Consider the following 24,466-nt stretch of genomic DNA (forward strand, 5'->3'; position numbering starts at 1 on the left):
GTGGCAGTTATGCTCAATCCCTGCCTGCTACAATGTGCGGTAAAGGAGCGCAATGATGGTTGATGTGAAAAGGGTCTATGACGAGATCAGCGAACAGGATGGCTACAGGGTTTTGGTCGATCGGCTGTGGCCGCGTGGCATTAAAAAAGTCGATCTGCACTGCGATGCGTGGTTGAAGGACATCGCGCCTTCTGCCGCATTACGCAAAGCGCTACACAGCGAAACCATTGATTTCGCCCATTTCGAAAAGCAGTATCGTGCCGAGTTGCAACAAAACGCAGCGCTCGCCGAGCTGAAACAGCGGATGGAAAAGCAAAAAGTGACGCTGCTGACCGCCACCAAACTCGATCAGCAGAGCCACATTACCGTATTGCAGCAACTGCTGGATTAAACATCCGCCCCGTACGCGGCGGCTTTTTGCGCACGTAACTCAGCCAGGCGCCGTTCCAGTGCGGCCTCAATATTGTCAAACGCTGTGCTGCCCAGCGCTAAGCGCAGCGGCATGGCAGGCTGATCCAGTGTGGCGATCATGGCGGTGACAGATTTTGCGGCATCTCCCTTAATCACGAAATCACCCGACAAGATCGCGCGGCGCAGTTGGCCTGAAGCCGAATCATGATAAGCATCCAGCGGCTCGGCAATATCCAATCCGGCACCAAAGTTAGTGGCGGTTGGCCCCGGCTCTACCAGCAGGAAATCGATGCCAAAGCTGGCCACTTCCTGCCGTACTGCTTCAACAAATCCTTCAATGCCCCACTTGCTGGCGTGATAAAGGCTGAAGTTGGGATAAGCCACCTGCCCACCTTCCGAGGAAACCTGCGCGATGCGCCCGCCGCCCTGATGGCGCAACAATGGAATCACGGCGCGAATCAGCTGAATGGAGCCGGTGAGGTTGGTGGCGATCTGGCGATCAATCTGCGCATCGCTCAGCTCTTCCGCAGCACCAAACAGACCATAAGCGGCATTGCTCACCACCACATCGACGCGCTCAACATTGGCAAATGCCTGCGCGATGGCTGGCGCAATGCTGGCGGTGTTCGCCAAATCCAGCATCATGACCTGTAACTGCTCACCGTATCGCGCTTGCAGATCTGCCATTGCCTCAATGCGGCGCACGCAAGCCAGCACGCGATCGCCACGCGCCAGTAAATCTTCACTCATTAAACGGCCCAGCCCACTGCTGGCACCGGTAATTAACCAGGTTTTCATTTTGTCGTCCTCCGGTTGAAAACCCGATGATAGATCGCTTTACTGGTGGCTATCGTCTCCCTAATCGCGCATGACCTGGTGAGGAAAATCCACCAATGAGAAGACCTTCCTGGCATGAATTGCAGGCCATTAAAACACTGGGTGAGCAACGCAGCTTCCGTCGCGCCGCTGAGATGCTCGGCCTGAAACGCTCTTCACTCAGCCATCTGGTGAAAACGCTTGAACAGAATCTGGGGGTACAGCTTTTTCAGCGCACAACCCGCAGCGTATCGCTCACCGATGCCGGGCAACAGCTCATCGATCGCCTCGCTCCACTCCTGAATGAAATGGATGAAGTGCTGCACGATGTCAGCGCGCGCCGCCAGCAGCACACAGGCACCTTACGCATCAGCGCCAGCGATGCGGCAATTAGCATCCTGCTGGAAAAGGTGGTGCCGGGATTTTGCGCCGAGTACCCCAATATCCAGCTCGATCTAGCCGCGCAAGGTGAACTGGTGGATATCACCGCAGCCGGATTCGATGCCGGCATTCGGTTAATGGAAGATGTGCCGCAGGATATGGTGGCGATTACGCTGGGTGGTCCATTGCACTTTATCACCGTCGCTTCCCCTGAATATCTGGCCTCGCACCCGCCGGTGCAGCAGCCGCAGGATTTACTGCAACAGCAGTGCATTCGCCACCGGCTGCCAAGCGGCAAGCGCTATCGCTGGGAGTATGCAAAGGCGGGAGAGAGCGGTGAGATAGATGTGCCGGGCTTGATTACGCTGGACAATAACGCGCTGATGACCAGCGCGGCCATCAGCGGATTGGGCATTGCTTATGTACCGTCGCTTTACGCCGAAGCGGCGCTGCAATCGGGTCAGTTAGTGGAACTGCTCGCCGACTGGCGGGTGCAGTCGGCGGGGATGGCATTGTGGTTCCCGCCCAACCAGCATCAGTCGATGGCGCTGCGGCTGTTTATCGATGCGCTGAAAATCAGCCTGCCGCGCCAGTCGTAACTCAAGCCTGACGCTGTGGCGCTTTGTGCACCATGGTGTAAGCGTAATCCACGCCCATGCCGTATGCGCCGCTGTGCTCACGCACCAGATCCATCACCGCATCGTAGGTTTCTTTGCGTGACCAGTCGCGCTGGTACTCCAACAATACTTGCTGCCAGGTCACTGGCACCGCACCGGCCTGTACCATGCGCTGAATCGAACGCTCGTGGGCATCGACGCTGGTGCCACCTGAAGTATCGGTCACCACGTACACTTCAAAGCCCTCTTTCAGCGCCATCAGGGCCGGGAAGGTCAGGCACACTTCCGTCCACAGTGCGGAGATAATCAGCTTTTTACGACCGGTTTTCTTTACGGCTTCAACGAATTTGGCATCTTCCCATGAGTTCATGGAAGTACGCTCAATCGGCCTGGATTCCGGATGCACCGCCAGCAGTTCTGGCCAGATGTAGCCGCTGAAGCTTTCGGTTTCTACAGAGGTATAAATCACCGGCACGTCGAAAACTTTGCCCGCTTTTGCCAAAGCGACGGTGTTATTTTTGAGCTGCTGGCGATCAATATTGGCGACGCCGAAGGCCATCTGCGGCTGGTGGTCGATGAAGATCAGAGTAGAGTTCTGTGGGTCGAGCAGGTCAAGTTTAGACATGATGTATTCCTCTAAAGTGTTTTTAAATTTGGGTGTTGTGCTGCTGGAATGAACTTTAGAGAAAGGGGCCGCGAAGAGATAACGCAAAGAATTTTACAACTTGTTCAAACTGTTTTTAGAAGATTGATTTATAAAGATAAAACCAGCTTACAGCGTCTGTATTTGTGGTGAAAATACCTGACTTTCGCATTGCTTATACGGCAATGACGGGCGTAACCTGTGCTGACTAAATCATAAAAAACACCATCGCAAAAATGATCGTACGTCCTCATCAACACTGGTTCCTCCGGCTGTTCGACTGGCATGGCTCGGTACTGGTAAGCATTGTATTTCGCCTGTCACTCAACCTGCTGATGTCGGTGATCGCCATCATCGGTTATCCCTGGTATTCCACGTTCGGCATTCACCTCACCACGGCACCATTCAGCTTGATTGGTGTGTCGATCGCGGTGTTTCTCGGCTTCCGCAACAACGCCAGCTATGCACGCTTTATTGAGGCACGCACGCTGTGGGGCAATACGCACATCGCCCAGCGCTCGCTGCTGCGTCAGATAAAAACGATTCGTGGCGTCAGTGAAGAACAGGTGCAGGAGTTTATTGGATTGCAGCTGGCATTCAGTTGGGCCTTGAAACACCGACTGCGCAAAACCGATGCGCAGGCTGACTTAGCGCGTTTGCTGCCGGAAAAATGGCAACGCGCGGTGCTGGGCCACCCTATGCCGACCTCGCAGACGCTGTTATGTATGGGCGAGTGGTTGGCGCAGCGGCGCGATGAAGGGTTGGTATCGGATATTGTCTGGCAGAGTATTGATGAGAATCTCAATCTGCTGTCGGCATATCTGGGAGGCTGCGATCGTCTGGCCAGCACGCCGATCCCGTTTGCCTACAGTTTGATTCTGCACCGCACTGTGTATCTGTTCTGTACCCTGCTGCCGTTTGCGCTGGTGGCGGATTTGCATCTGATGACGCCGCTGGTGTCGGTGTTTATTTCCTACACCTTCCTGTCGCTGGAGTCACTGGCCGAGGAGTTGGAAGATCCGTTTGGCACTGCGCCTAATCATCTGCCGCTGGATGCGCTGTGCGTCAATATCGAACGTAATTTGAAGGCGATGAATAACGATTTCCCGCTGCCGGAACCGCATCAGCCGGATCGCTATTTTAATTTGACGTGATGCGTCCATGTGTCAGACGCGCACAACCGGCACAGGACGAGCAGATCAGACCGACTCCATAGATAACACTTTTGTGGTCAGTCTCTTTGGGTAATCTGTTTTTCTGTCCGGTTAGCTGTGCAGATCCAGCCAGCGCACATACGCCTGATCCCACAGCGCGGCAGGCGAACCCGCTTTACCCAGACCAAACCCGTGCCCGCCACTGCTGAGTTCAATCAACTCGACCGGTACCTGCATACGACGGCAGGCATCGCGCATCATTTCAGTGTTATGGGGATTGGAGGTGTGATCATCTTCCGCCTGGGCGAGGAACGTCGGTGGATATTGTCGGGTGACATAATTCTGCACTGACCAGTTCGCTTCCTGGGTGGGCGTCGCGTGATCGCCTACCATCATCAGGTGCGTCTTGGTGTTCTGATACGGCGCTTCAAGGGTGATGACCGGGTAGATCAGGCCAACGCTATCGGCCGTTGGACGGATCTGGTCAAGCGGGTCTTGCGCAGGATAGGTGGTGAAATCGGGGCGCGCGGCCGCCATACCCAACAGATGTCCGCCGGCAGAGAAGCCGAGCAAGTGCACTTTACGTTCCATCGAACGCACCAGACGAATAGCGCGCTGCGCATCCTGCAGCGGCGCGAGGTTGCCCGCCTGCCACTTTTCTCCTGGCAAGCGATAACTCAACACATAAACGGTATAGCCATTGGCATTCAACCAACGCGCGACGGGCCAGGCTTCGCGCCCCATGCCGATAAAGCGGTAGCCGCCGCCAGCCGCCACAATCACCGCTTCGCCATTCGGATTTTCAGGCCGGAAGCGTTGAATGGCTGGAGAAACGATATTTGTCCAGGAGCCGTTCATACTGACTTTCAATAGTCCAGACGGCCCGCCGCCGCCCGGCGGATCGTCAGGCCACAATGGGATGATGTCATCACGGGCAAACAGTTTGCCTGTGGTCATCGAGAGCGCGGTTGCCCCGGTTGCCAACAAAAAGTGACGCCGTGTAAGTTTCATGCCCAGTAGCCAGTATTGAAAAAAACATGTCAGCCTTGTGGGCTGCGTCTCGTTATGTGATGCGTGTCTGATTTCAACGCTGGCGATTATGTACGCATTTTGTACAAAAGATCCATTAAAAAAGCGCCTAAAAAGGCGCTTATTTTATCGTTAATTTGCATAACATTTGCCGCTAACGCTCAAGGTATGGCGTGGATGCAATCCCTCTCACCCCGGGAGCTTACTCCAGTAAGTGACCGGAGTGAGCAGACGCAGCCAACGCCGCTACAGTGCGAAGTATGACGGGGATTTAATCCCCTAAATAATTCGAGCTGTGGCAAGGCGGCAAGTGCGTGAGTCACCGGGAGCTTACTGTAGTAAGTGACCGGGGCGAACAAACGCAGCCAACGCCGCTACAGTTTGAAGTATGACGGGGATTTAATCTTGCTGCTGGAATTGGGTCATCACAGTTTGCTCACACTGCTGCTGATTATGGCGCAGCTGCGCACGCTCATCCTCGCCCAGTTCCATCCAGGCGCTGATCACTTCCTGCGCCGTTTCTTCATTGAATTCAGGCTTATCCATCGCCGAAGAAGACTGGCTGGCGGCCAGCTGAGACTTCATCTTCGCGGTATAGGTATCCAGATCGCTGGTCTTTTTTTCCGTGCTCACCAGATGGCATAGCTGGCTGGCATACACATTCTCTTCGCTGGTGTTATCACCGTCAGCGGCGAAGAGAGGGGCGGAAAGCGAGAGCCCAACGAGGGCGATCAATATGGCTTTCATAACAGACTCCAGTAATTTCCAGAAAATCACTTTTGATTATGTTGCGCACGCGCCGCCTGACGGGCGGCACGCCAGTTTAATAACGGCGTCACCGTGATGCCGTGCAGCACGATGCTGCACACCACTAACGTCAACGCCATATCCACCATTTGCTCTGCCTGCGGGCCACGCATGCCGTGCACCCAGGCATAAGCGATGTAATTAATACTGCCGATGCCGCGAATCCCTAACCAGCCAATCAGCAGGCGGCGCATCAGGGGAATTTCGCAGCGCCAGGTGGTGATCCACACCGCCAGCGGACGCACTATCACGAACAGCAGCAGTGCGAGGCCAATGCCGGTCAGGTTCCAGTGCTGCGCCAGTGTGACTCCCAGCACCACCATCATCGCGGCGGCCAGCAGCCGCTCGATGGTATCACCAAATGACAACGCATCGCCGACCACCAGGCCCACTGATTTCACCATACCGCTGCCACCGTGTGCCAGCCTTTGGTTGGGATTGACCCGCGCTTCTGCGGGCAGGTATTGCTCTTCTTCTGACAACTCCTCTTGCGGATAGTGCTTCACCACCCGCAGTTCCGCACGTCGCAGCCCCACGCCCGCCGCAAAGGTGGCGAGGAAGCCAGAAGCATCCACGGCTTGCGCCGCTGCATAACTCAGCGCAATCAGGGCCAGTGCGAGAAAATCGTTGGGGGCAATATCCTCGTGGGCGCTGCGCAACTGGGTCGCTAATTGCCCGATCAAACGTCCTAGCAAATAACCGATACCCAGCCCGCCCGCGATAGCCCACAACACGTCTTTCAACGCCCATGTGCCCCAATGACTGATATCCATGCTTTCAGGCGCCAGCAACAGCAGCGCCAACATTAGCAACGGCAGCGCCGAACCATCGTTCATGCCCGCTTCGCTGGAGAGCGCCACACGCAACGCGTCATCATCACGCGCATCGTTGACGGAAATCAGACTCGCCAGTACCGGGTCGGTGGGTGCCACGATGGCACCAAATGCCAGTGACAGCGCCCAATCGAAGCCGGTCATCCAATGCACCAGCAGCGTCATACCGCCTACGGTAAGCAACATCGCGGGGAAGGCCAATCGCACGCCGACACGCCAGGCATGTGCGTTGAGCGGGAGACGTAACTTGAGCCCGGTGATAAACAGCGAGGCTGCCATGGCGATTTCGGTGAGGTGGGCGGCAAGATTGGCGTGCCCGATGATGTCGATTTGCAGCAGATTGAAGACCCACGGACCACACAAGATGCCTGCAAGCAGGTAGAGCCCAAACGAGGTCACTGGCCCACGGTGTATCCAACCGGAAGCCAGTGACATCAGAAGTAACAGACCACCGGTGGCGGCGGTCCAGGCCAGGAAGTTCATAACGCTCCGTTTTTAAATAACATTCTCCCTTAATCCTGGCACAGGATTGACGATCAGTTTTTCAATTGACGACTCGCCAGACGAATCAGCAACGCAAGCGCAGCGGCAAGTGTGGAGAGCGCCACCACGCCGGTCCAGCCAAAGTGCGCCAGCGCCAGGCTTCCGAGTGCCGCACCGGTCGCCATGCCGATAAATACCACGGTAAACATCAGCGCATTCAGTCGGCTACGCGCTTCTGGTGCCAGGCTGTAGACCAGTGTCTGATGCGCCACCAGCGTGGCCTGCACGCCCAAATCGAAGCCGATGGTGCTGATGATGATCAGGCCGATCTGAGCCGGAACCGGCAACAGTGGCAGCAGGAACATCAGCGCAAAGGACGCCATCACCAGCGTGGCACCATACTGGGTGACACGTGCAGGGCCGATGCGATCCGCCACGCTTCCCGCCAACGGCGCCGCCAGCGCACCCGCTGCACCCGCCAGACCAAATGCCCCCGCTATTGCACTATCAAAATGGAAGCGTTCACTCAGCATCAGCGCCAGTGTTGACCAGAAAGCGCTGAATGCCACTGACAGCAAACCCTGTGCTATCGCCGCACGGCGCAGCGTCTGGTGATGCTGCCACAGGTGCGCTAGCGACAGCAGCAGACGCGGATAGCTGACAGAGGTGCCCGGTTTGAAGCGCGGCAACACACGCCACAGCGCCAGGCTAATCAACAGCACGGCAACCGCCGCCACCATGTACATGGTACGCCAGCCCAGATATTCCGCCACCACGCCGCTCACCACGCGTGACAGCAGAATACCGACCAGCAAGCCGGTCATCACCGTGCCAACGGTTTTACCGCGGCTGCGCTCTGGCGCGAGAGCCGCCGAAGCAGGCACGATGTCCTGCGCCACGGTAGCGGTTAAGCCGGTGACAAAGCTGGCGATCAGTAACGCGTTAAGGCCGCCAGAGAAGCCACACAGCAACAGCGCGGCGACCAGCATCAGGCCCTTTATCAGAATAATGGTGCGGCGGTCATGGCGGTCACCGAGCGGTGCCAGCAGCAGAATACCGAGTGCATATCCCGCCTGGGTCAGCATTGGCACCATACCCACGCTGCCGATACCGACGTTAAATTGTTTGCTGATGATATCCAGCATCGGCTGGCTGTAGTAAATCGATGCCACGCTAAGCCCGGCACCTGCAGCAAGCGTGAACACCAGCGGCGCTGGCAGTTTTTCAGCTGGCAATGCAGTAGATTGCGAAATGGCTGACATAGTGGATTCCCCCGTGAAAGTGCGCTTATTAAAGCGCGTCACGGCCATACGCGGTAGACTCATCAATAACAGAACTGTTATGCGTGGTGCGTATGAACAATCCAACCAGTATTGACCGCATTGAATTGATGCAGACCTTTATCCGCATTGTTGAAAGTGGGTCGCTGTCAGCGGCGGCGGCACAGTTGGGCACCACGCAGCCCACCATTAGTCGCCGTTTGCAGGCGCTAGAACAGCGGCTGGGTCTCAAGCTGATTCTGCGTACCACCCACGCACTGAAACTCACCGATGATGGTGAGCGCTGCTATGCCCAGGCGCGACAGTTGCTGGCAACCTGGCATGCGCTGGAAGATGAGCTAACCGGTTCCAACGACGATCCAATCGGTACGCTGCGCGTGCGGGCGCCGCACGCTTTTGGCCAGGACCAACTGATTGACCCACTGGTGGCGTATCTGCAGCGCTATCCACGCCTGACGGTGGAGTGGATGCTCAATGACCGCACGCCAGATTTCATCAGCGAAAATGTCGACTGCGCGATTCAGGTTGGCGTGGTGAACGATCCCTCGCTGGTGGCGATTCTACTGGCTGAGGTCCCACGCTTTGTGGTGGCGGCGCCCTCACTGCTGGCGCAATATCCGCCCGTGGAGGACGTCACTCAACTCCCCGACTTGCCCTGGCTGGCATTAACCAGCTTTTATCGCAACGAGCTGGCGCTACAGCGGTTGAGTGATGCTCAGCCGATGAACCTGGCGATTGCGCCCCGTCTCGCCAGTGACAGTTTATATGCCGTCCGCAAAGCCGCCCTGGCGGGCATGGGCGCCGCGATTATCTCTTCGTGGGTGGTACAGGAGGATTTGGCCGAAGGGAATCTGATTCAACTGGTGCCCGAATGGCAAGCACCGCCGCTACCGGTGTGGCTCACCTATCCGTGGGCCAGTTATTATCCTGCCAGGATGCGGCATTTTTTCGCGATGATTAGGGAAGTTATGCCGAAACTGGCCGGGGCACAGCCGGTGCGGTGATTGACCAGGTCGCAACATCAACGCGGTGTTTGAACAGGGTGAAGTAGCAACGCCGTGATTAACCAGGGCGCAATATTATTGCGGTGTTTGACCAGCGCGCCATGAGTGGCGCCCCTACGCGGAATGATGCTGATTTTATCAGGGGTGCAGACTTTCGGGGATGATGCTGATTTTACCAGGGGTGCAGACTTTCGGGAATGATGTGGATTTTTCGTAGGGTGCAGATTTTGGGGGTGATGCTGATTATCGTAAGGTGCGCATTGATGCGCACCCGGCACACGACATTACTTCTTCTCCACCTTCGACATATTATCCAGCCAGCCCATCACAAAGGCCGACAGCACAAAGGTCAGGTGGATAATCACGTACCACATCAGCTTGCTGTTCTCGACGTTGCGCGCGTCCATAAAGATGCGCAGCAAGTGGATCGATGAAATCGCCACAATTGAGGCCGCGACTTTGTTCTTCAGCGAGCCGGAATCCATCTTGCCCAGCCAGCTCAGCTTCTCTTTGTTCTCATCAATATCCAGCTTGGACACAAAGTTTTCATAGCCAGAGAGCATCACCATCACCAGCAAGCCGCCGACCAGCGTCATGTCGACCAACGACAGCAGCAGCAGAATCAGATCGTTCTCAGCAATGCTGAGAATGTTGGGCAACAGGTGAAAAATTTCCTGGAAAAATTTAACGGTCAGCGCCAGCAGCCCCAGCGAAAGTCCAATGTAAACCGGTGCCAGCAACCAGCGCGATGAATACATCAGGTTCTCGATAAAACGTTCCATAATTTCCCATTAATCAACAGACAAGTGGTCGATTATAACCGAACTTGTGTGAAGTTATTTCAGCGGTTCTTCAGAAATTTCAGGGGCCGCTGGCAGCGGTAGTGACAAGCGAAACTCTGCGCCCCCTTCCGGTCGATTTTCCGCCCAGATGCGTCCGCGATGGGATTCAATTATGGTTTTGCTGATCGCCAAACCCAGCCCGACACCGGGCACAGCCGACTCCTTATCACCGCGCGCAAACTTGTCGAAAATACGCGTCATGTTCTCAACGGCGATGCCCGGACCGTTGTCCCACACCGCAATCTCCAGCCGCTCTTTATCACGCCAGGCGCGAATGCCATGCTGCGCGGCGTTACCGGCATATTTGAGGCTGTTCTCAATCAGGTTGGTGAACACGCGCTCTAACATCGCGCTGTCGCCTTTGATCAGCACCAATTCCGGCGGCAAATCGAGTGCAAAATCGTGTCCTGTTAGCGACGGCCCCATACTGCTCAGCGCGCCGCCAATCATTTCATCCAGCGCCACCCACTCTTCGCGCAGGTTAAGACCGCCGGACTGAATACGCGCCATATCCAGCATATTGCTCACCAGCCGAATGGTGCTTAACGTCTGCTCACGAATCTGATTGGCCTGCCCGACATATTTTGAGTCCTCCCCGGCCAAATCCAGCATCAGCATTTCCGCCTGACCGAACAGCACCGTCAGCGGGGTTCGCAGGTCGTGTGAAAGTGCCGATAGCAGGGCATTACGCAGTTGCTCACGCTCTGCCGCCAGCCGTGAGGCCGCTTCACTCTGCGACAGCGCCATGCGCTCCAGCGCGTTGGCGATCAACACCGTGAAGGTTTCCACCAGACGCTGCTGTTCGGGAATCATCAGTTGGCGCAGATTCTCTGGCTCAACCACCAATAAACCCCGGCAGTGACTCCCGCTTTTCAACGGCAGAATTTGATACGGCACCGCAGGCAAGGTATCGGTGCCTGCCCCTGCGGGTTGCGCTTTGCTAAAGCTCCATTTGGCGATGCCGAGATCGGGCGGCGTACCAATACTGCTCTCACCCACCGCCTGTAACTCACCCTGCTCATCCGGCAGCAGCAGCTGGCTGCGTGCCTGCAAGGTGACATCAATCACGCGCTGGCTGGTGGCGGCGATATCCTGCGGCGTAAGCGCGCTGCCGAGCGATTTCGCCATCTCATACAGATGGCGCGCACGCTGTTCACGATAGCGCGCCACTTTAGCCTGATAGCGCACGCCTGCTGTCAGGTTCCCGACGATCACCCCTACCGCCAGCATCACCGCGAAGGTCACCAGATACTGCAAATCCGATACCGCCACGGTGCCGGTGGGGGCGACAAAGAACAGGTCAAAGGCCAGGATATTGATCACCGTGGCAAACACCGAAGGCCAGCGGCCAAAGCGCAGCGCGACTAACACCACGGCCAACAGATAAATCATCACGCCGTTGGCCGGATCGAACTCCACCAACAGCCAGCGACCCACGGTCGTCACCAGAATGCACAGCGCAATCGCCATCAGGCAGCCGCGCAGATGCAGCCGCCACTTATCACTGTTGGCCTGTTTACCGCCCAGCGGATGCGGCGCGTCGCGCACCGGTTCATCCAGTGCCACCACCAGTAAATCGAGGTCTGGGCCGAGCTGCCCCAAACGCTGAGCAAAGCTGTCGCGCCGCCAGCGTCGCTGTGGCTGGCGTCCGGTGACAATTTTGCCGAGGTTGTGCTCACGTGCGTAACGCAGCACGGCCCGGGCTTCATCGGGATCAGAGAGCGTGGCCGTCTCCGCACCGAGTTCCTGCGCCAGTTGCAGGGTGCGCAGAATAGCGCGACGACGCGCTTCCGGCAGGCGATTGAGGCGCGGGGTTTCTACATACACCGCATGCCATTCACTACCGAGACGGGCGGCTAAACGCGCAGCGGTGCGCACCAGCTTTTCGCTGCCGGTGTCGTCACCGATGCACAGCAAAATAGCGTCGCGCGTGTGCCACACTTTGTCGCGGCCTTGCTGATCGCGCCAGGCCCGCATCTGATCATCAACACGATCAGCGGTACGGCGCAGCGCCAGTTCGCGTAGGGCAAACAAGTTGCCTTTGCGGAAGAAGTTTTCAATCGCACGTTCAGCGCGATCGCCGACGTAGACTTTGCCCTCTTTCAGCCGTTGACGCAGATCGTCCGGTGGCAGATCCACCAGCACCACCTCATCGGCGCTATCGAAAAACGGATCGGGTACGGTTTCGCGCACCTGAATGCCCGTCACGCCGCCCACCACATCGTTGAGGCTTTCCAGATGCTGCACGTTAACGGTGGTGATCACGTCGATGCCCGCTTCCAGCAACTCTTCGATGTCCTGCCAACGTTTGGGATGACGCGAACCCTGTACGTTGGTGTGCGCCAATTCGTCCATCAGAATCACTGCCGGGTGGCGTGCCAGTGCCGCATCGAGGTCGAATTCAGCGTGCCGTGAACGCCCAGTGGCGCGACGTGGCAAAACCGCCAGGCCGTTGAGCAGCGCAGCGGTTTCTTCACGCCCATGGGTTTCCACCACCCCCGCCAGCACATCAAGGCCTTGCGAACGTAAGCGCTGTGCTTCCTGCAGCATGGCGAAGGTTTTGCCCACGCCCGCACAGGCACCGAAGTAGATTTTCAGCTTACCGCGATGGCTGTCACTGTGATTGAGCAACAGCGCATCGGGGTCCGGGCGGGTGATTTCATCGTTCATTCGTTATCCGTCATACCAACGTGCGACAAATCGCGTAGTCGTCATCGGCGCGCTCATCAAAACGGTCGCCATAAATGACGCCCCTACAAACCTGTAGGGTGCACACTGATGCGCACCTGGTCAAAAACCGCATCGTATTCAATGCCGCATTGATGCGCACCTCGTTATAAACCGCATCGTATTCAATGCCGTATTGATGTGTACCGGGTTTTATCCCTGCAACGCATCCAGCGCCATATTCAGTCGCAGCACGTTCACCGTCTCTTCACCGATAAACGGCAGCAGCGGGCGTTCGGTGTTGCGGGCAATCAACGCTTCCACATCCTTCAGCGCCATATTGCGTGCCGCAGCGATACGGGGTGCCTGCCAAAGTGCGGCTTCCGGCGAAATATCCGGATCAAGTCCACTCGCCGATGCCGTCACCAGCTCAACCGGTACCGCAGCAGGAGCCTGTGGATTGGCGGTGCGCAGCGCAGCCACGCGTTCCGCCACGGCTTTATCCAGCGCCGGATTACTCGCCGCCAGATTGCTACCGCTGGAAGCCAACGCGTTGTAAGGCGTATCGCCGGTGGCCGACGGGCGGCCCCAAAAGTGTCCCGGCTGGCTGAAGGCTTGCCCGATTTGATCGGAGCCGCGCACCGCGCCATCTTGCTCGATCAACGAGCCGTTGGCCTGAGACGGGAACCACCACTGCGCCAAACCCGTGGTCAGCAACGGATAAACCGCGCCGGTTAACAGCGTCAGCAGTATTAACAATACAATAGCCGGACGTAACTGACTCATTTCTCTTCTCCTTAAACCAGGCCAAACAGCGTCAGCAGCAGGTCGATGGCTTTAATACCAATAAACGGCACCACGAGTCCGCCCACACCGTAAATCCACAGGTTGCGGCGCAACAGAGCAGCAGCACTCATCGGGCGATAACTCACGCCCTTCAGTGCCAGCGGGATCAGGAACACAATCACCAGCGCGTTAAAGATCACCGCCGACAAAATCGCCGAGTTCGGCGAGTGCAGCGCCATCACGTTCAGCATATTGAGCTGCGGATAGGTCGCCGCAAAGGCGGCTGGAATGATGGCGAAATACTTCGCCACGTCGTTGGCAATACTGAAGGTGGTCAGCGAACCGCGCGTCATCAGCATCTGTTTACCGATGTGCACCACTTCCAGCAGTTTGGTCGGGTTGGAGTCGAGATCGACCATGTTCCCAGCCTCTTTCGCCGCCTGCGTACCCGAGTTCATGGCCACCGCTACATCGGCCTGTGCCAGTGCAGGGGCATCGTTGGTGCCGTCACCCGTCATCGCCACCAGGCGCCCTTCTGCCTGATACTGGCGAATCAACGCCAGCTTGGCTTCCGGTGTCGCTTCCGAAAGAAAATCATCCACGCCCGCTTCTGCCGCAATCGCCGCCGCCGTCAGTGGGTTATCCCCGGTGATCATCACGGTTTTGATACCCATCTTGCGCAGTTCAGCGAAGCGCTCTTTGATACCGCCTTTCACAATATCTTTCAGCGCCACCACGCCCAGCACCTGCGCCCCTTCAGCCACCACCAGCGGTGTGCCCCCGGCACGCGCCACTTCTTCCACACTGGCGTTAACTTCAGCCGGGAAACGACCGTGATTGGCTTCGATATGGCGACGAACGGCATCAACGGCGCCTTTACGGATCAGGCGGTCTTGCACATTGACGCCGCTCATGCGCGTTTGTGCTGAGAACGGAATAAAGCTAGCCCCCATGCTGCTGAGATCGCGTTCGCGCAGGTTAAATTTTTGCTTCGCCAGCACCACGATACTGCGCCCTTCCGGGGTTTCATCCGCCAGCGAGGCCAACTGCGCGGCGTCCGCTAACTGCTGCTCGGTGACGCCAGGTGCAGGCATAAACTGCGTCGCCTGGCGGTTACCCAGCGTGATGGTGCCGGTCTTATCCAGCATCAACACATCGACGTCACCCGCCGCTTCCACTGCACGGCCGCTGGTGGCGATAACGTTAGCGCCGAGCATGCGGCTCATCCCCGCCACGCCGATCGCCGACAGCAAGCCGCCGATGGTGGTTGGAATCAGGCACACCAGCAGCGCCACCAGCACCGTCACGCTCACTGGCGTACCGCCATAAGCGGAGAACGGCCACAAGGTTGCGGTTGCCAGCAGGAACACGATGGTCAACGACACCAGCAAAATGGTTAGCGCAATTTCATTTGGTGTTTTACGGCGTTTGGCGCCCTCCACCATGGCGATCATGCGATCAAGGAAGGTTTCGCCTGGATTGACGCTGCACTGAATCACCAGCCAGTCAGAAAGAATGCGCGTACCGCCGGTGACCGACGAAAAATCGCCGCCGGATTCGCGGATCACCGGAGCCGATTCACCGGTAATCGCACTCTCATCCACTGAAGCACCCCCCTCCAGCACTTCACCGTCGCACGGGATGATGTCACCGGCTTCCACCAGTACCACATCGCCTTTTCGCAGTGTGTCGGCCGCCACGTTGTGCCACTGGGCACCGTGGCGCGGCTCAGCCAGTTTTTTCGCATCGCTGGTTTTGCTGATGCCTTTCAGACTGTTGGCCTGCGCCTTACTGCGCCCTTCCGCCAGCGCTTCGGCGAAGTTGGCAAACAGCACGGTGAACCACAGCCAGATGGCAACCCCTGCGGTAAATCCGGCATTGCCGCTCAGATGGCCGGTGAGCATCCCGATAGCCAGCAGCGAGGTCAGCACGCTGCCCAGCCACACCAGGAACATCACCGGATTGCGAAACTGTACGCGCGGGTCGAGTTTTTTCACCGCATCGATCATGGCGGTGCGCGTTAACGCCGCATCAAACAGCGCCAGTTGTTGACGACTCATGATTCCGTTATCCCTGAATTAATTGCAGATGTTCCGCCACTGGGCCGAGTGCCAGCGCGGGGATAAAGGTCAACGCCCCCACCAGCAACACGGTGCCAATCAGCAGCGCGATAAACAGTGGGCCGTGGGTCGGCAGCGTACCGTTGCCCACCGGCTGGATTTTCTTCACCGCCAGCGAACCGGCAATTGCCATCACCGGGATGATGATGCCGAAGCGCCCGATCAACATGCAGAAGGCCAGCAACAGGTTCCAGAACGGCGTGTTAGCGCTTAAGCCAGCAAAGGCACTGCCGTTGTTGTTAGATGCAGACGAAACGGCATACAGCACTTCACTGAAGCCGTGAATGCCGGGGTTAGCCATACCGGCGCGGCCGGCATCGGTCATCATGGCCAGTGCGGTCCCCAGCAGTACCAGGGTCGGCGTCACCAGAATCGCCAGTGCGGTCATTTTCATCTCCCACACGTCGATCTTTTTACCCATGTACTCAGGTGTGCGGCCAATCATCAGACCGGCAATAAATACGCCGAGCAGCACAAACAGCAGCATGCCGTACAACCCGGCACCTACGCCGCCGAACACCACTTCACCCAGCTGCATCAGCCACATCGGCACCATTCCGCCGAGCGCGGTGAAGGAATCATGCATGGCGTTCACCGCGCCACACGATGCAGCGGTGGTGATTACCGCAAACAGGCTGGAGTTGAGGATGCCAAAGCGCGTCTCTTTGCCCTCCATATTGATGGCGCTGTCCGCCCCTAACGTCAGGAAGTGCGGGTTACCTCGCAGCTCCGCCCACATCACGGTCACTACTGCCAGCACAAACATGATGGTCATCGCCCACAGCAGCATATGGCCCTGACGACGGTCGCCCAGATGCTGACCAAAGGTGAAGCACAGCGCAGCGGGGATCAGGAAGATACTCAGCATCTGCACAAAGTTGGTCAGCGCGGTCGGGTTCTCAAACGGATGGGCCGAGTTAACGTTGAAGAAGCCCCCGCCGTTAGTGCCCAGCATTTTAATCGCTTCCTGCGAGGCCACCGGACCGAGCGGCAGCGTTTGCTGTGTCCCTTCCAACGTGGTGAGTGCGTGATAAGGTTCAAACGTCTGAATGCTGCCCTGATAAACGAAGAACAGCGCCATCAACAAGCTGATCGGCAATAACACATAAACGGTGATGCGCGTCAGGTCGCGCCAGGCGTTACCCAGCGTAGCCAGTGAGCGATTGGCAAAACCGCGAATCAGCGCGAATGCCACCGCAATACCGGTCGCCGCCGACAGGAAGTTTTGCACCGTGAGGCCCGCCATCTGGCTAAAGTAGCTCACCGTGCTTTCGCCGGCGTAGGCTTGCCAGTTGGTGTTAGTGACAAAACTGATGGCGGTGTTCAGCGCCAGATCCCAGCTCAGATTAGGCAGGTGTTGCGGGTTCAGTGGCAACGAACCTTGCAGCATCAAAATTGCCAGTAGCAACAAGAAACCCAGCGCATTGAACAGCAGAATCGCCAGCAGGTAGTGCGGCCAGCGCATCGCGCCGTTTTCTACGCCCGCCAGCCGCCACAGCGCCCGCTCGGTTCGCGGCAGCAGCGGTTTGTCGGCCACCAGTACCGCAAGAAAACGCCCCAGCGGTTGTGCCAGCACCATCAGCACCAGCAGGAACACCGCAATCAGTAAAAACGCATTCGCAGCCATCAGAATGCCTCCGCATTAAGCAGGGCATAAATCAGGTAGCCCAACAAGATAAACACCAGCACGATGCCGGTAATCACGCCCACGCTCACAGCAACCTCCAGAGGATTTGGTAGTGCTGCAAGCATGCGCGGCGCGGCATAAAGAAGGGGTAAAAAGGCGGGAATCCGGCGTAAAGAAAGTATAAAAATGCAGTCGAATTAGGCGGTTTCCAGTGCCCAGATACGATTGAGGTCGATGTTCTGCCACAGGCTATTGTCTTCGGCCCCCGTGATACTGTCGGTGCAGAACGAATCCCCGAGATCCAGCTCTTCAGGTTTCACTTCACGTTGCGCGTGTAAAGACCAGAACACATGCACTTTGGGTTTCAGCAATGATTTTTCGCCAGCCTGCACCACCAGCGCCACGCGCCCAGACGCGAGTCGCACCAGCGATCCCACCGGATAAATGCCAATGGTGCGCACAAAGGCGTGCAATAGCGTGTTATCGAAATGGCCGCGCCAGCTCAGCATGTTGTGCATCGCCTCGGCGGGCGTCCAGCCTTTGCGGTAAGGACGATTAGAGGTGACAGCATCATAGACATCGCACACCGCGGCCATGCGGGAAAACAGCGAGATCTCTTCCCCTTTCTGGCCATGCGGATAACCACTACCGTCAAATTTCTCATGATGATGCAGCGCGATATCCAGCAGGTCTTCGCCCGCATCGGCCTCCATAAGCATCTGCGCACCAACAATCGGGTGCTGACGCATAACGGTAAACTCTTCTTCAGTGAGCTTGCCGGGTTTGTTGAGGATTTCAAGCGGCACCGCCGATTTCCCCACATCATGGAGCAATCCGCCCATGCCTACACGCCGCTGCTGGTGCTCATCAAGCCCCATTTTTTTACCCAACGAGATCATCAAACCGCACACTGCCATGGAGTGCAAATAGGTGTAATCGTCGTGATTTTTCAGCCGCGCCACGCTGAGCAGTGCAGTGGGTTCACGGGTTATTGACCCGGCAATCTCATCCACCAGATCCATCGTATAGTCGAGATCCAGCCCCTGCCCCATACGGGCTTCGTTAAACATCGCCAGTACCTGCGGCTTGCCCTGATTAAAGATGGTTTGCGCCTGGTCCAGCTCTTTAAAAAAGGGGGTTTGCGGAATGGCTTTCTTCGGCGCAGGCTTTGCAGGTGCCTGCACCGACTTATCGAGATCGATCCAGATTTGCTGGATCCCTTCATTGCGGATCATCGCGATCTGGCGTTTATCGGTGATCAGCATTTGGTTGCGAATGCGTTTGTCCTTGAGCCACCAAACCTCCAGTTTGTGGATGAACATTCCTTGCCGCAGTTCGTCAACGTTAATCAGCTTTATCACGATATCGCTCCTTAATATCAGTGGATGGTAAGGAGAGGTATCGGCAGCTGAGCAAATATTCTTCAGGAGTGATTTGTGCGATCTTTCGCGGTGTGATTTATCGCTCATATCTCGAGCGGCCATTCAGGAGATGGATGGACGAAAAACTCAGCGAGCGGTAACGGCACGATTCATCGTACGTGTTTACAGCCGCAGAGCTGCTGACAGATACGCAATAAATTGCGCCGCTACGCTTTTCTGTATGGGTTTAGGGCTATAACTCGTCAGGCAACCTGCATACCGCGCTGTGCCACAAAAGTGCTTAGCGGGATGACACGGCTTAACTCTTCCTGCGTGCGGGCATCATTTTCAACTTCCCATTGGTCCTGATAACGCTGGAGGTTGAGCCAGAAATCAACGGAAGTATCAAAAACGGCCGCTAAACGGTATGCCATTTCTGTAGTCAGTTTGCGATGGTTATTGACCATCGCACTGGCGGTGTTCCTGTGTACATTCAGCATCCCAGCTAAATCATTCACTTTGAGATGGAGGGGTTCGAGGAACTCATACTGCAGCACATCACCCACACTGGCGGGCTTACGTTTTGCCTGATTCATTTTTGTGTCTCTTTGCTGGTAATTTTCGACCACAAGCAGTGGTTATCGGTGGTTTTTATAAGAATGCGGATCGAGATAAAGATCGCTGGCTTCGCCATTCATCCAGCGAAATATGAGTCGATATTGCTCATTAACGCGAATGGAGTAATACCCCAGCAAAGGAGGCTTTAGGGCTTCAAATGATTGCCGGGCGGCGAGCGCAGGTCACGATGCGTTTTAGCGGCATTGATGATATCGAGCTTAAGCGCGAGCGCGGATTCAATTGTTTTGGGGAGGCACCTGTGTGGTAAGGCATAAATAAAAAACTGCTCAAGCCAATCATCCCGAAAATGTCTAATTGCACCCTTCATATGCTCCCCTGCCTGAAAATTAAATCAGGCAGGCAAGTTAACGCCGAAACGCACAACATCAAAGTGCAATATTTAACATTATATGAAATATTCTAGCGAGACTACAAAATTATTTTGAGATTCAAGAAAACTTCATATGAACTGTGAGCAACTTAGCATTATGCAGCCGCTACGTTTTCCTCTATACATCGGTAACGGCGCTATTTATCGTGCAGCAGAAGCTATACCACCCGCGTCAATACCGCTTCACCCTGCGAGAATGCCAGCAGGTTTTCAAACACCAGATCTGCCATCGCGGCCATGGTTTCATGGGTGCTACTGGCGAGATGCGGAGTGATCACCACATCATCACGCTTTAGCAGTGCGGCAGGCACCGCCGGTTCGTGCTCGAACACATCCAAACCGGCACCCGCAATCTCACCGGCTTCAAGCGCCGCAATCAACGCCTGCTCATCCACCACGCTGCCGCGCGCAATGTTAATCAAAAAACCTTGTGGCCCCAGCGCACGCAGCACCTCAGCATTGACCAGGTGGTGCGTCGATGCGCCACCCGGCAGCGTCAACACCAGGAAATCCGCTTGCTTTGCCAGTGATAGCAGCGAATCATGTCGCGTGTAAGGCACATCCGGGCGAGAGCGCGGGTTGTAAAAATGTACTTCCATATCAAACGCCTGCGCGCGCTTCGCCAACTGTTTACCAATACCGCCTAGCCCCACAATCCCGCACACTTTCCCGCCGACTTTCGTGGTAAGCGGATAGCGTCCTTTCGCTTGCCAGTTACCGGCGCGCACATAACGATCCGATGCGCTGATGCGGCGCGCCACATCCAGCAGCAGCGCCATGCCGGTATCGGCCACGCAACTGTTGAGCACGCCTGGCGTGTTAGTCACCACAATGCCACGCGCTTCGGCAGCCGCGATATCAATGGCGTCGTAGCCGACACCATTACTGCAAATCACTTTCAGATTGGGCAAACGCGCCAGCAATTCTGCATTGGCACCCATTAGCGCATTACCGCTGGTCACCAGCGCATCGATGCTGGCACCGTGATCTGCCAGCCAGGCTGCCTGGTCTTCCTGTTGCCACAGACGCGAGGTAGTGAAATGCGCGTCGAGATTATCCTGCAGCCGCTGCGGCAACAGCGGCCCTTTCAGCAGCACGTTAAACGGCTTTGATCCCATCTTGTTTCCCCTGAGTTTCGTAGGATGTTGCAGACGAATCCTGCTCGTCGCCGACACGTTCAATCGGGCCCATGACCAGCAGGAACAGCAGCGCCGCGACAATGCAATGCGCGCCAACGAACACCAATCCAATACTGTAGCTGCCGGTCACACCGACGATGATGCCAAACAGCAGTGGCGTGATAAATCCGGCCATATTCCCGATACCATTAAAGATCGCGCCCGCCAGACCCACTGCTTCTTTCGGTGCGGTATCGCTAACAATCGTCCAGGTTCCCGCGCCCGCCGCCACGCCTTTGCCAAAGAAGGCAAACGACATAATGGCGATAATGCCGGCATTAGTGGGGATCACGGCTGCCAGAATCAGCGAGGCGGCCATCAGCATGCCGACGATATAGGGCGTTTTGCGCGCCCATGACAGGCTCCAGCCGTTAGCCAGTAATTTGTCAGAGATATAGCCACCGCTGATGCCGCCAAGGAAGCCAAACAGCGCCGGGGCGATGGTGGCAAAGCCCGCTTCCATGATGTTCATGCCACGCGCCTGCACCAGGTAAATCGGGAACCAGGTGATAAAGAAGTAGCTGAGCGCAATGATGCAGTACTGCCCGATATAGGCGCACCACAGCATGCGATTGCTGAGCAAGGTCTTGAACATCGCTTTGCTCAGCGGTGGGCGGGCTTTCAGCGTTTGCGCTGAATCGATATCCACCAGCGCACCCCCCTCCTCAATATATTTCAACTCTGCGGCTGACACATGCGGATGCTGTTTTGGGCTGCGCATATACCAACCCCACACAAACACCGCCAGCACGCCAATGCCTCCCAGCACAAAGAACGGCCACTCCCAACCGAAGCGAGACACCAGCCAGCCGGAGAGCGGTGAGAAGATGGCAACGGCAAAATACTGCGCTGAGGCAAACAGAGACGAAGCACGGCCACGTTCGGCACCGGGGAACCACATGATCACGGTACGGGCATTGGCCGGAAAACTCGGCGCTTCAATCAGGCCGAGCGCGAAGCGCAGCGCAAACATCAACACCAGCGCCATGGTCATGCCGTTGGAAAATTCGCCTATAAAGCCCATCAAAATGGTAGAAACCGACCACAGCGCCAGCGTCACGCCATAGACTTTTTTAGTGCCGAAGCGGTCAAGGAATATCCCACCGGGGATCTGACCGATCACATACGCCCAGCTAAACGCCGAGAGGATCAGGCCAAGCTGGATCGCCGACAGACCAAACTCCTCTTTGATCGCCGATCCGGAGATCGACAAGATCGAACGATCGGCATACGCCACCACGGACAGAAACAGGATCAGACAGAGGATCCAGATACGCACATGGCTGTTCTCATTGCGTTTTTTGCTTAGTAACATGGCTGAACCCCTTGATGAAGGAGCGTCCTGCTCCGAAGCGATGATGTTCAGGAATACCGCTTAAATTTCACTGTTCAGCAACTATAGAGAGCCAGATGTGAGGTGGTCATTGTGCGAATGGAGGAATCCTTGCGGTAATTTTGCGTCCGTTTTGGCATCTGCCACAAAGCAGGGTGCGGCGCTGCACAGAACCTTAAATAAGCCGATGCTTTTGCACCGGAATGTGCGCCAGCTCTGAGAAAAACCTTCGCAACATCACTATGAGCCTGCAAATCATCATCCACCGGCCCGTCACATGAGGCCGCCAGCATGATGCACCCGCGAGCAAAATGTGCGCTTAGCTGCAAAATCCATACATGTTGATTGTCAGGGTCCTTACCCCCTCGTAGTCTGAAAATGATTTCATTGAGCCATTTTAACTCTCATTGAAACATTCATTCTAATAACAAGCTTACCCTGGAGTCCGCGATGAAAACCCTCAAGGCGATACTGTTGCTTGGCCTGCTGTCCAGTTCTGCCTCCGCTTTGGCAGAGAAAATCGGCGTATCAATGGCGTATTTCGATCAGAACTTTTTAACCATTATTCGCCAGTCGATTGATAAAGAGGCCAAGGCGCGCGGACTCGATGTGCAATTTGAAGATGCGCGCGGCGACGTTGGCCGTCAGACCGATCAGGTGCAGAGCTTTATCGGGGCGGGCGTCGATGCCATCATCGTCGATCCGGTGGATTCCGCCAGCACGCCGCAGCTGACCAAGCTGGCACAGCAGGCAAAAATCCCGCTGGTGTATGTGAATCGCACGCCAGGCGACAAAACGCTGCCGTCGGGCGTGGTGTTTGTCGGTTCGGATGAGCGCGAGTCCGGCACGTTGCAAATGGAAGCCCTGGCGAAAATGGCCAACTACAAAGGCAATGTGGCGATCATGATCGGCAATCTGACTGATGCGGGCGCGCTGCAACGCACCAAAGATGTGGAGCAGGTGGTGGCGAAATATCCGGGCATAAAAGTGGTGCAGAAGCAGCCGGCCAACTATGCACGTAATGAAGGCATGGATCTGATGCTCAACTGGATCGGTAACGGCGAGGCGATTGATATCGTCGCCGCTAACAACGATGAAATGGCGATTGGTGCTGCGATGGCGCTGGCGAAGAGCAACAAGAAGATTCTGGTCGGCGGGATCGATGCCACGCCGGATGGCCTGAAAGCCATGGCGCAGGATAAAATGCAGGTCACCGTGTTCCAGGATGCGATTGGTCAGGGTAAAGCCTCGGTGGATGTGGCGCAGAAGCTGATTAAAGGCGAGAAAGTGGATTCACACGTCTGGATCCCGTTCGAGCTGGTGACCAAAGAGAACATGCAGAAGTACGTGGAGAAGAGTCAGTAATCAGGTCAACATCGCGCGATAAATCGCACCGCTACAGAGACGGTATTAGGGCGTACCTTGTGGAGTGAACCCCAAAAGTTGGACTCGATTACCACAAATATGGAGTGCCCCCGCGCCCGCAATCCAAAAGGTCGCGCCCTACAAGCAAGGCGTGAGCTACGGCTCACGCACCGTCTTGTAGCGGCGCAAGGTATAACGCAACTCAGCATTAATCGCGCAGTTTCGCCATCACCACGATGTCGTGATACTCCCCCTCACGCAGGCAGGCTTTGCGTTTCACCCCTTCCTGCTCAAAACCCAGACGCTGATAGAGGCGCAGCGCTCGTGCGTTATCGTGAAACGCTTCCAGCTCAATACGTACTATGCCGAGCCAGTTAAAGGCATAATCCATGGCGTTACGAATCAGTTTCTCACCGATGCCCCGCCCGCCAAACGCCGGATCGACGCTGATACCAAAACTGATGCTGTGGCGCGTGCGCGGCCGCTGCTCAACAAACAGCGTTAGCTCGCCCACCATCTGGCCATCAATTTCGGCCACAAAGCCGATATAGCCTGCCGCGTCCATGTTCTCGAATTTTTTCTGCCAGGTTTGCACACTGGGAAACGGCAGCTGCGTGGTCCAGCGATAGACCTCAGGGTGGCTATAAAGGCGTTGGTATGCGGCCGCATCGGTTGGTTCGCGACCGCGAATGATCAGATCCATGTCGGTAATCCCTTTCA

Annotated in this window: 22 protein-coding genes and 1 pseudogene; 5 read left to right on the plus strand and 18 right to left on the minus strand. The window is 56.4% G+C overall.

The annotated features are described in order from the left end of the window. The first annotated feature begins 52 nt into the window (after positions 1-52). A complete protein-coding gene (locus VI01_RS04355; RefSeq protein WP_369801858.1) occupies positions 53-391 on the plus strand; it encodes a DUF488 domain-containing protein in 339 nt (112 codons plus the stop codon). Here VI01_RS04355 and VI01_RS04360 read toward each other — a convergent pair. Continuing rightward, complete coding sequence (locus tag VI01_RS04360) at positions 388-1,209, minus strand: SDR family oxidoreductase (RefSeq protein WP_045814108.1); 822 nt, start codon at positions 1,207-1,209, stop codon at positions 388-390. The two genes, VI01_RS04355 and VI01_RS04360, sit on opposite strands and share 4 nt — an antisense overlap. Before the next feature lie 95 nt (positions 1,210-1,304). On the opposite strand from VI01_RS04360, the gene VI01_RS04365 reads away from it, so the two are divergent. Next, the gene (locus VI01_RS04365) at positions 1,305-2,207 is read left to right on the plus strand and encodes a LysR family transcriptional regulator (RefSeq protein WP_045814109.1); all 903 of its coding nucleotides are present in this window, start codon (positions 1,305-1,307) and stop codon (positions 2,205-2,207) included. A gap of 1 nt (position 2,208) precedes the next feature. Here VI01_RS04365 and VI01_RS04370 read toward each other — a convergent pair whose 3' ends face one another. Then, positions 2,209-2,850, minus strand: a complete 642-nt coding sequence (locus VI01_RS04370; protein ID WP_045814110.1) for a hydrolase — start codon at positions 2,848-2,850, stop codon at positions 2,209-2,211. A 254-nt stretch (positions 2,851-3,104) separates the two neighbouring features. Between VI01_RS04370 and VI01_RS04375 the strand changes: the two genes are divergently transcribed. Then, positions 3,105-4,022, plus strand: coding sequence for a bestrophin family protein (locus VI01_RS04375; protein ID WP_045814111.1), 918 nt, complete (start codon positions 3,105-3,107; stop codon positions 4,020-4,022). A 111-nt stretch (positions 4,023-4,133) separates the two neighbouring features. Here VI01_RS04375 and VI01_RS04380 read toward each other — a convergent pair whose 3' ends face one another. The 4 genes from VI01_RS04380 to VI01_RS04395 all read right to left on the minus strand — a co-directional run bounded on the left by VI01_RS04380 (position 4,134) and on the right by VI01_RS04395 (position 8,436). Beyond that, positions 4,134-4,979, minus strand: a complete 846-nt coding sequence (locus tag VI01_RS04380; RefSeq protein WP_038649806.1) for an alpha/beta hydrolase — start codon at positions 4,977-4,979, stop codon at positions 4,134-4,136. Between the two features lie 471 nt (positions 4,980-5,450). Next, complete coding sequence (locus VI01_RS04385; RefSeq protein WP_045814112.1) at positions 5,451-5,798, minus strand: YaeQ family protein; 348 nt, start codon at positions 5,796-5,798, stop codon at positions 5,451-5,453. A 26-nt stretch (positions 5,799-5,824) separates the two neighbouring features. Continuing rightward, positions 5,825-7,174, minus strand: coding sequence for a sodium:proton antiporter (locus tag VI01_RS04390; RefSeq protein WP_045814113.1), 1,350 nt, complete (start codon positions 7,172-7,174; stop codon positions 5,825-5,827). A 53-nt stretch (positions 7,175-7,227) separates the two neighbouring features. After that, positions 7,228-8,436: an MFS transporter gene (locus VI01_RS04395; RefSeq protein ID WP_045814178.1), complete on the minus strand. Its 1,209-nt coding sequence runs from the start codon at positions 8,434-8,436 to the stop codon at positions 7,228-7,230. A 92-nt stretch (positions 8,437-8,528) separates the two neighbouring features. On the opposite strand from VI01_RS04395, the gene VI01_RS04400 reads away from it, so the two are divergent. Beyond that, on the plus strand, positions 8,529-9,458 hold the full coding sequence (locus tag VI01_RS04400) for a LysR family transcriptional regulator (RefSeq protein WP_045814114.1): 930 nt from the start codon (positions 8,529-8,531) through the stop codon (positions 9,456-9,458). Positions 9,459-9,742: 284 nt separating this feature from the next. Here the strand turns inward: VI01_RS04400 and VI01_RS04405 are convergent, their stop codons facing one another. The 11 genes and pseudogenes from VI01_RS04405 to VI01_RS04450 all read right to left on the minus strand — a co-directional run bounded on the left by VI01_RS04405 (position 9,743) and on the right by VI01_RS04450 (position 22,363). Beyond that, positions 9,743-10,240 carry a TIGR00645 family protein gene (locus VI01_RS04405; RefSeq protein WP_045814115.1) on the minus strand — a complete coding sequence of 166 codons (498 nt, stop codon included), beginning with the start codon at positions 10,238-10,240 and terminating at the stop codon, positions 9,743-9,745. Between the two features lie 54 nt (positions 10,241-10,294). After that, positions 10,295-12,970: a two-component system sensor histidine kinase KdpD gene (gene kdpD / locus VI01_RS04410; protein WP_045814116.1), complete on the minus strand. Its 2,676-nt coding sequence runs from the start codon at positions 12,968-12,970 to the stop codon at positions 10,295-10,297. Positions 12,971-13,180: 210 nt separating this feature from the next. Next, positions 13,181-13,753, minus strand: a complete 573-nt coding sequence (gene kdpC / locus VI01_RS04415; protein WP_045814117.1) for a potassium-transporting ATPase subunit KdpC — start codon at positions 13,751-13,753, stop codon at positions 13,181-13,183. An 11-nt stretch (positions 13,754-13,764) separates the two neighbouring features. Further along, the gene (kdpB, locus tag VI01_RS04420; protein ID WP_045814118.1) at positions 13,765-15,813 is read right to left on the minus strand and encodes a potassium-transporting ATPase subunit KdpB; all 2,049 of its coding nucleotides are present in this window, start codon (positions 15,811-15,813) and stop codon (positions 13,765-13,767) included. A gap of 7 nt (positions 15,814-15,820) precedes the next feature. Then, positions 15,821-17,500, minus strand: a complete 1,680-nt coding sequence (kdpA, locus tag VI01_RS04425) for a potassium-transporting ATPase subunit KdpA (protein ID WP_045814119.1) — start codon at positions 17,498-17,500, stop codon at positions 15,821-15,823. After that, positions 17,500-17,589: a K(+)-transporting ATPase subunit F gene (gene kdpF / locus VI01_RS24645; protein ID WP_064511346.1), complete on the minus strand. Its 90-nt coding sequence runs from the start codon at positions 17,587-17,589 to the stop codon at positions 17,500-17,502. Before kdpF ends, kdpA begins: the two co-directional genes overlap by 1 nt. Before the next feature lie 108 nt (positions 17,590-17,697). Continuing rightward, positions 17,698-18,861, minus strand: coding sequence for an HD-GYP domain-containing protein (locus VI01_RS04430; protein ID WP_045814120.1), 1,164 nt, complete (start codon positions 18,859-18,861; stop codon positions 17,698-17,700). 263 nt (positions 18,862-19,124) lie between these two features. Beyond that, entirely contained in the window at positions 19,125-19,457 is a 333-nt protein-coding gene (locus VI01_RS04435) for a HigA family addiction module antitoxin (protein ID WP_045814121.1), read from the minus strand. A 42-nt stretch (positions 19,458-19,499) separates the two neighbouring features. Next, positions 19,500-19,807: pseudogene (locus tag VI01_RS04440) on the minus strand (type II toxin-antitoxin system RelE/ParE family toxin). Positions 19,808-20,028: 221 nt separating this feature from the next. Next, positions 20,029-20,988, minus strand: a complete 960-nt coding sequence (locus VI01_RS04445) for a 2-hydroxyacid dehydrogenase (RefSeq protein WP_045814122.1) — start codon at positions 20,986-20,988, stop codon at positions 20,029-20,031. Further along, positions 20,969-22,363, minus strand: a complete 1,395-nt coding sequence (locus VI01_RS04450; RefSeq protein ID WP_045814123.1) for an MFS transporter — start codon at positions 22,361-22,363, stop codon at positions 20,969-20,971. The genes VI01_RS04445 and VI01_RS04450 overlap by 20 nt, the downstream gene beginning before the upstream one ends. A 468-nt stretch (positions 22,364-22,831) precedes the next feature. On the opposite strand from VI01_RS04450, the gene VI01_RS04455 reads away from it, so the two are divergent. Next, positions 22,832-23,746: a sugar ABC transporter substrate-binding protein gene (locus tag VI01_RS04455; RefSeq protein WP_045814124.1), complete on the plus strand. Its 915-nt coding sequence runs from the start codon at positions 22,832-22,834 to the stop codon at positions 23,744-23,746. A gap of 208 nt (positions 23,747-23,954) precedes the next feature. On the opposite strand, the gene VI01_RS04460 is transcribed toward VI01_RS04455, so the two are convergent. Then, the gene (locus tag VI01_RS04460; protein WP_045814125.1) at positions 23,955-24,449 is read right to left on the minus strand and encodes a GNAT family N-acetyltransferase; all 495 of its coding nucleotides are present in this window, start codon (positions 24,447-24,449) and stop codon (positions 23,955-23,957) included. Positions 24,450-24,466 lie beyond the last annotated feature (17 nt).

Source organism: Pantoea sp. SM3, assembly GCF_000963995.1.
Classification (GTDB): Bacteria; Pseudomonadota; Gammaproteobacteria; order Enterobacterales; family Enterobacteriaceae; genus Pantoea; species Pantoea rwandensis_B.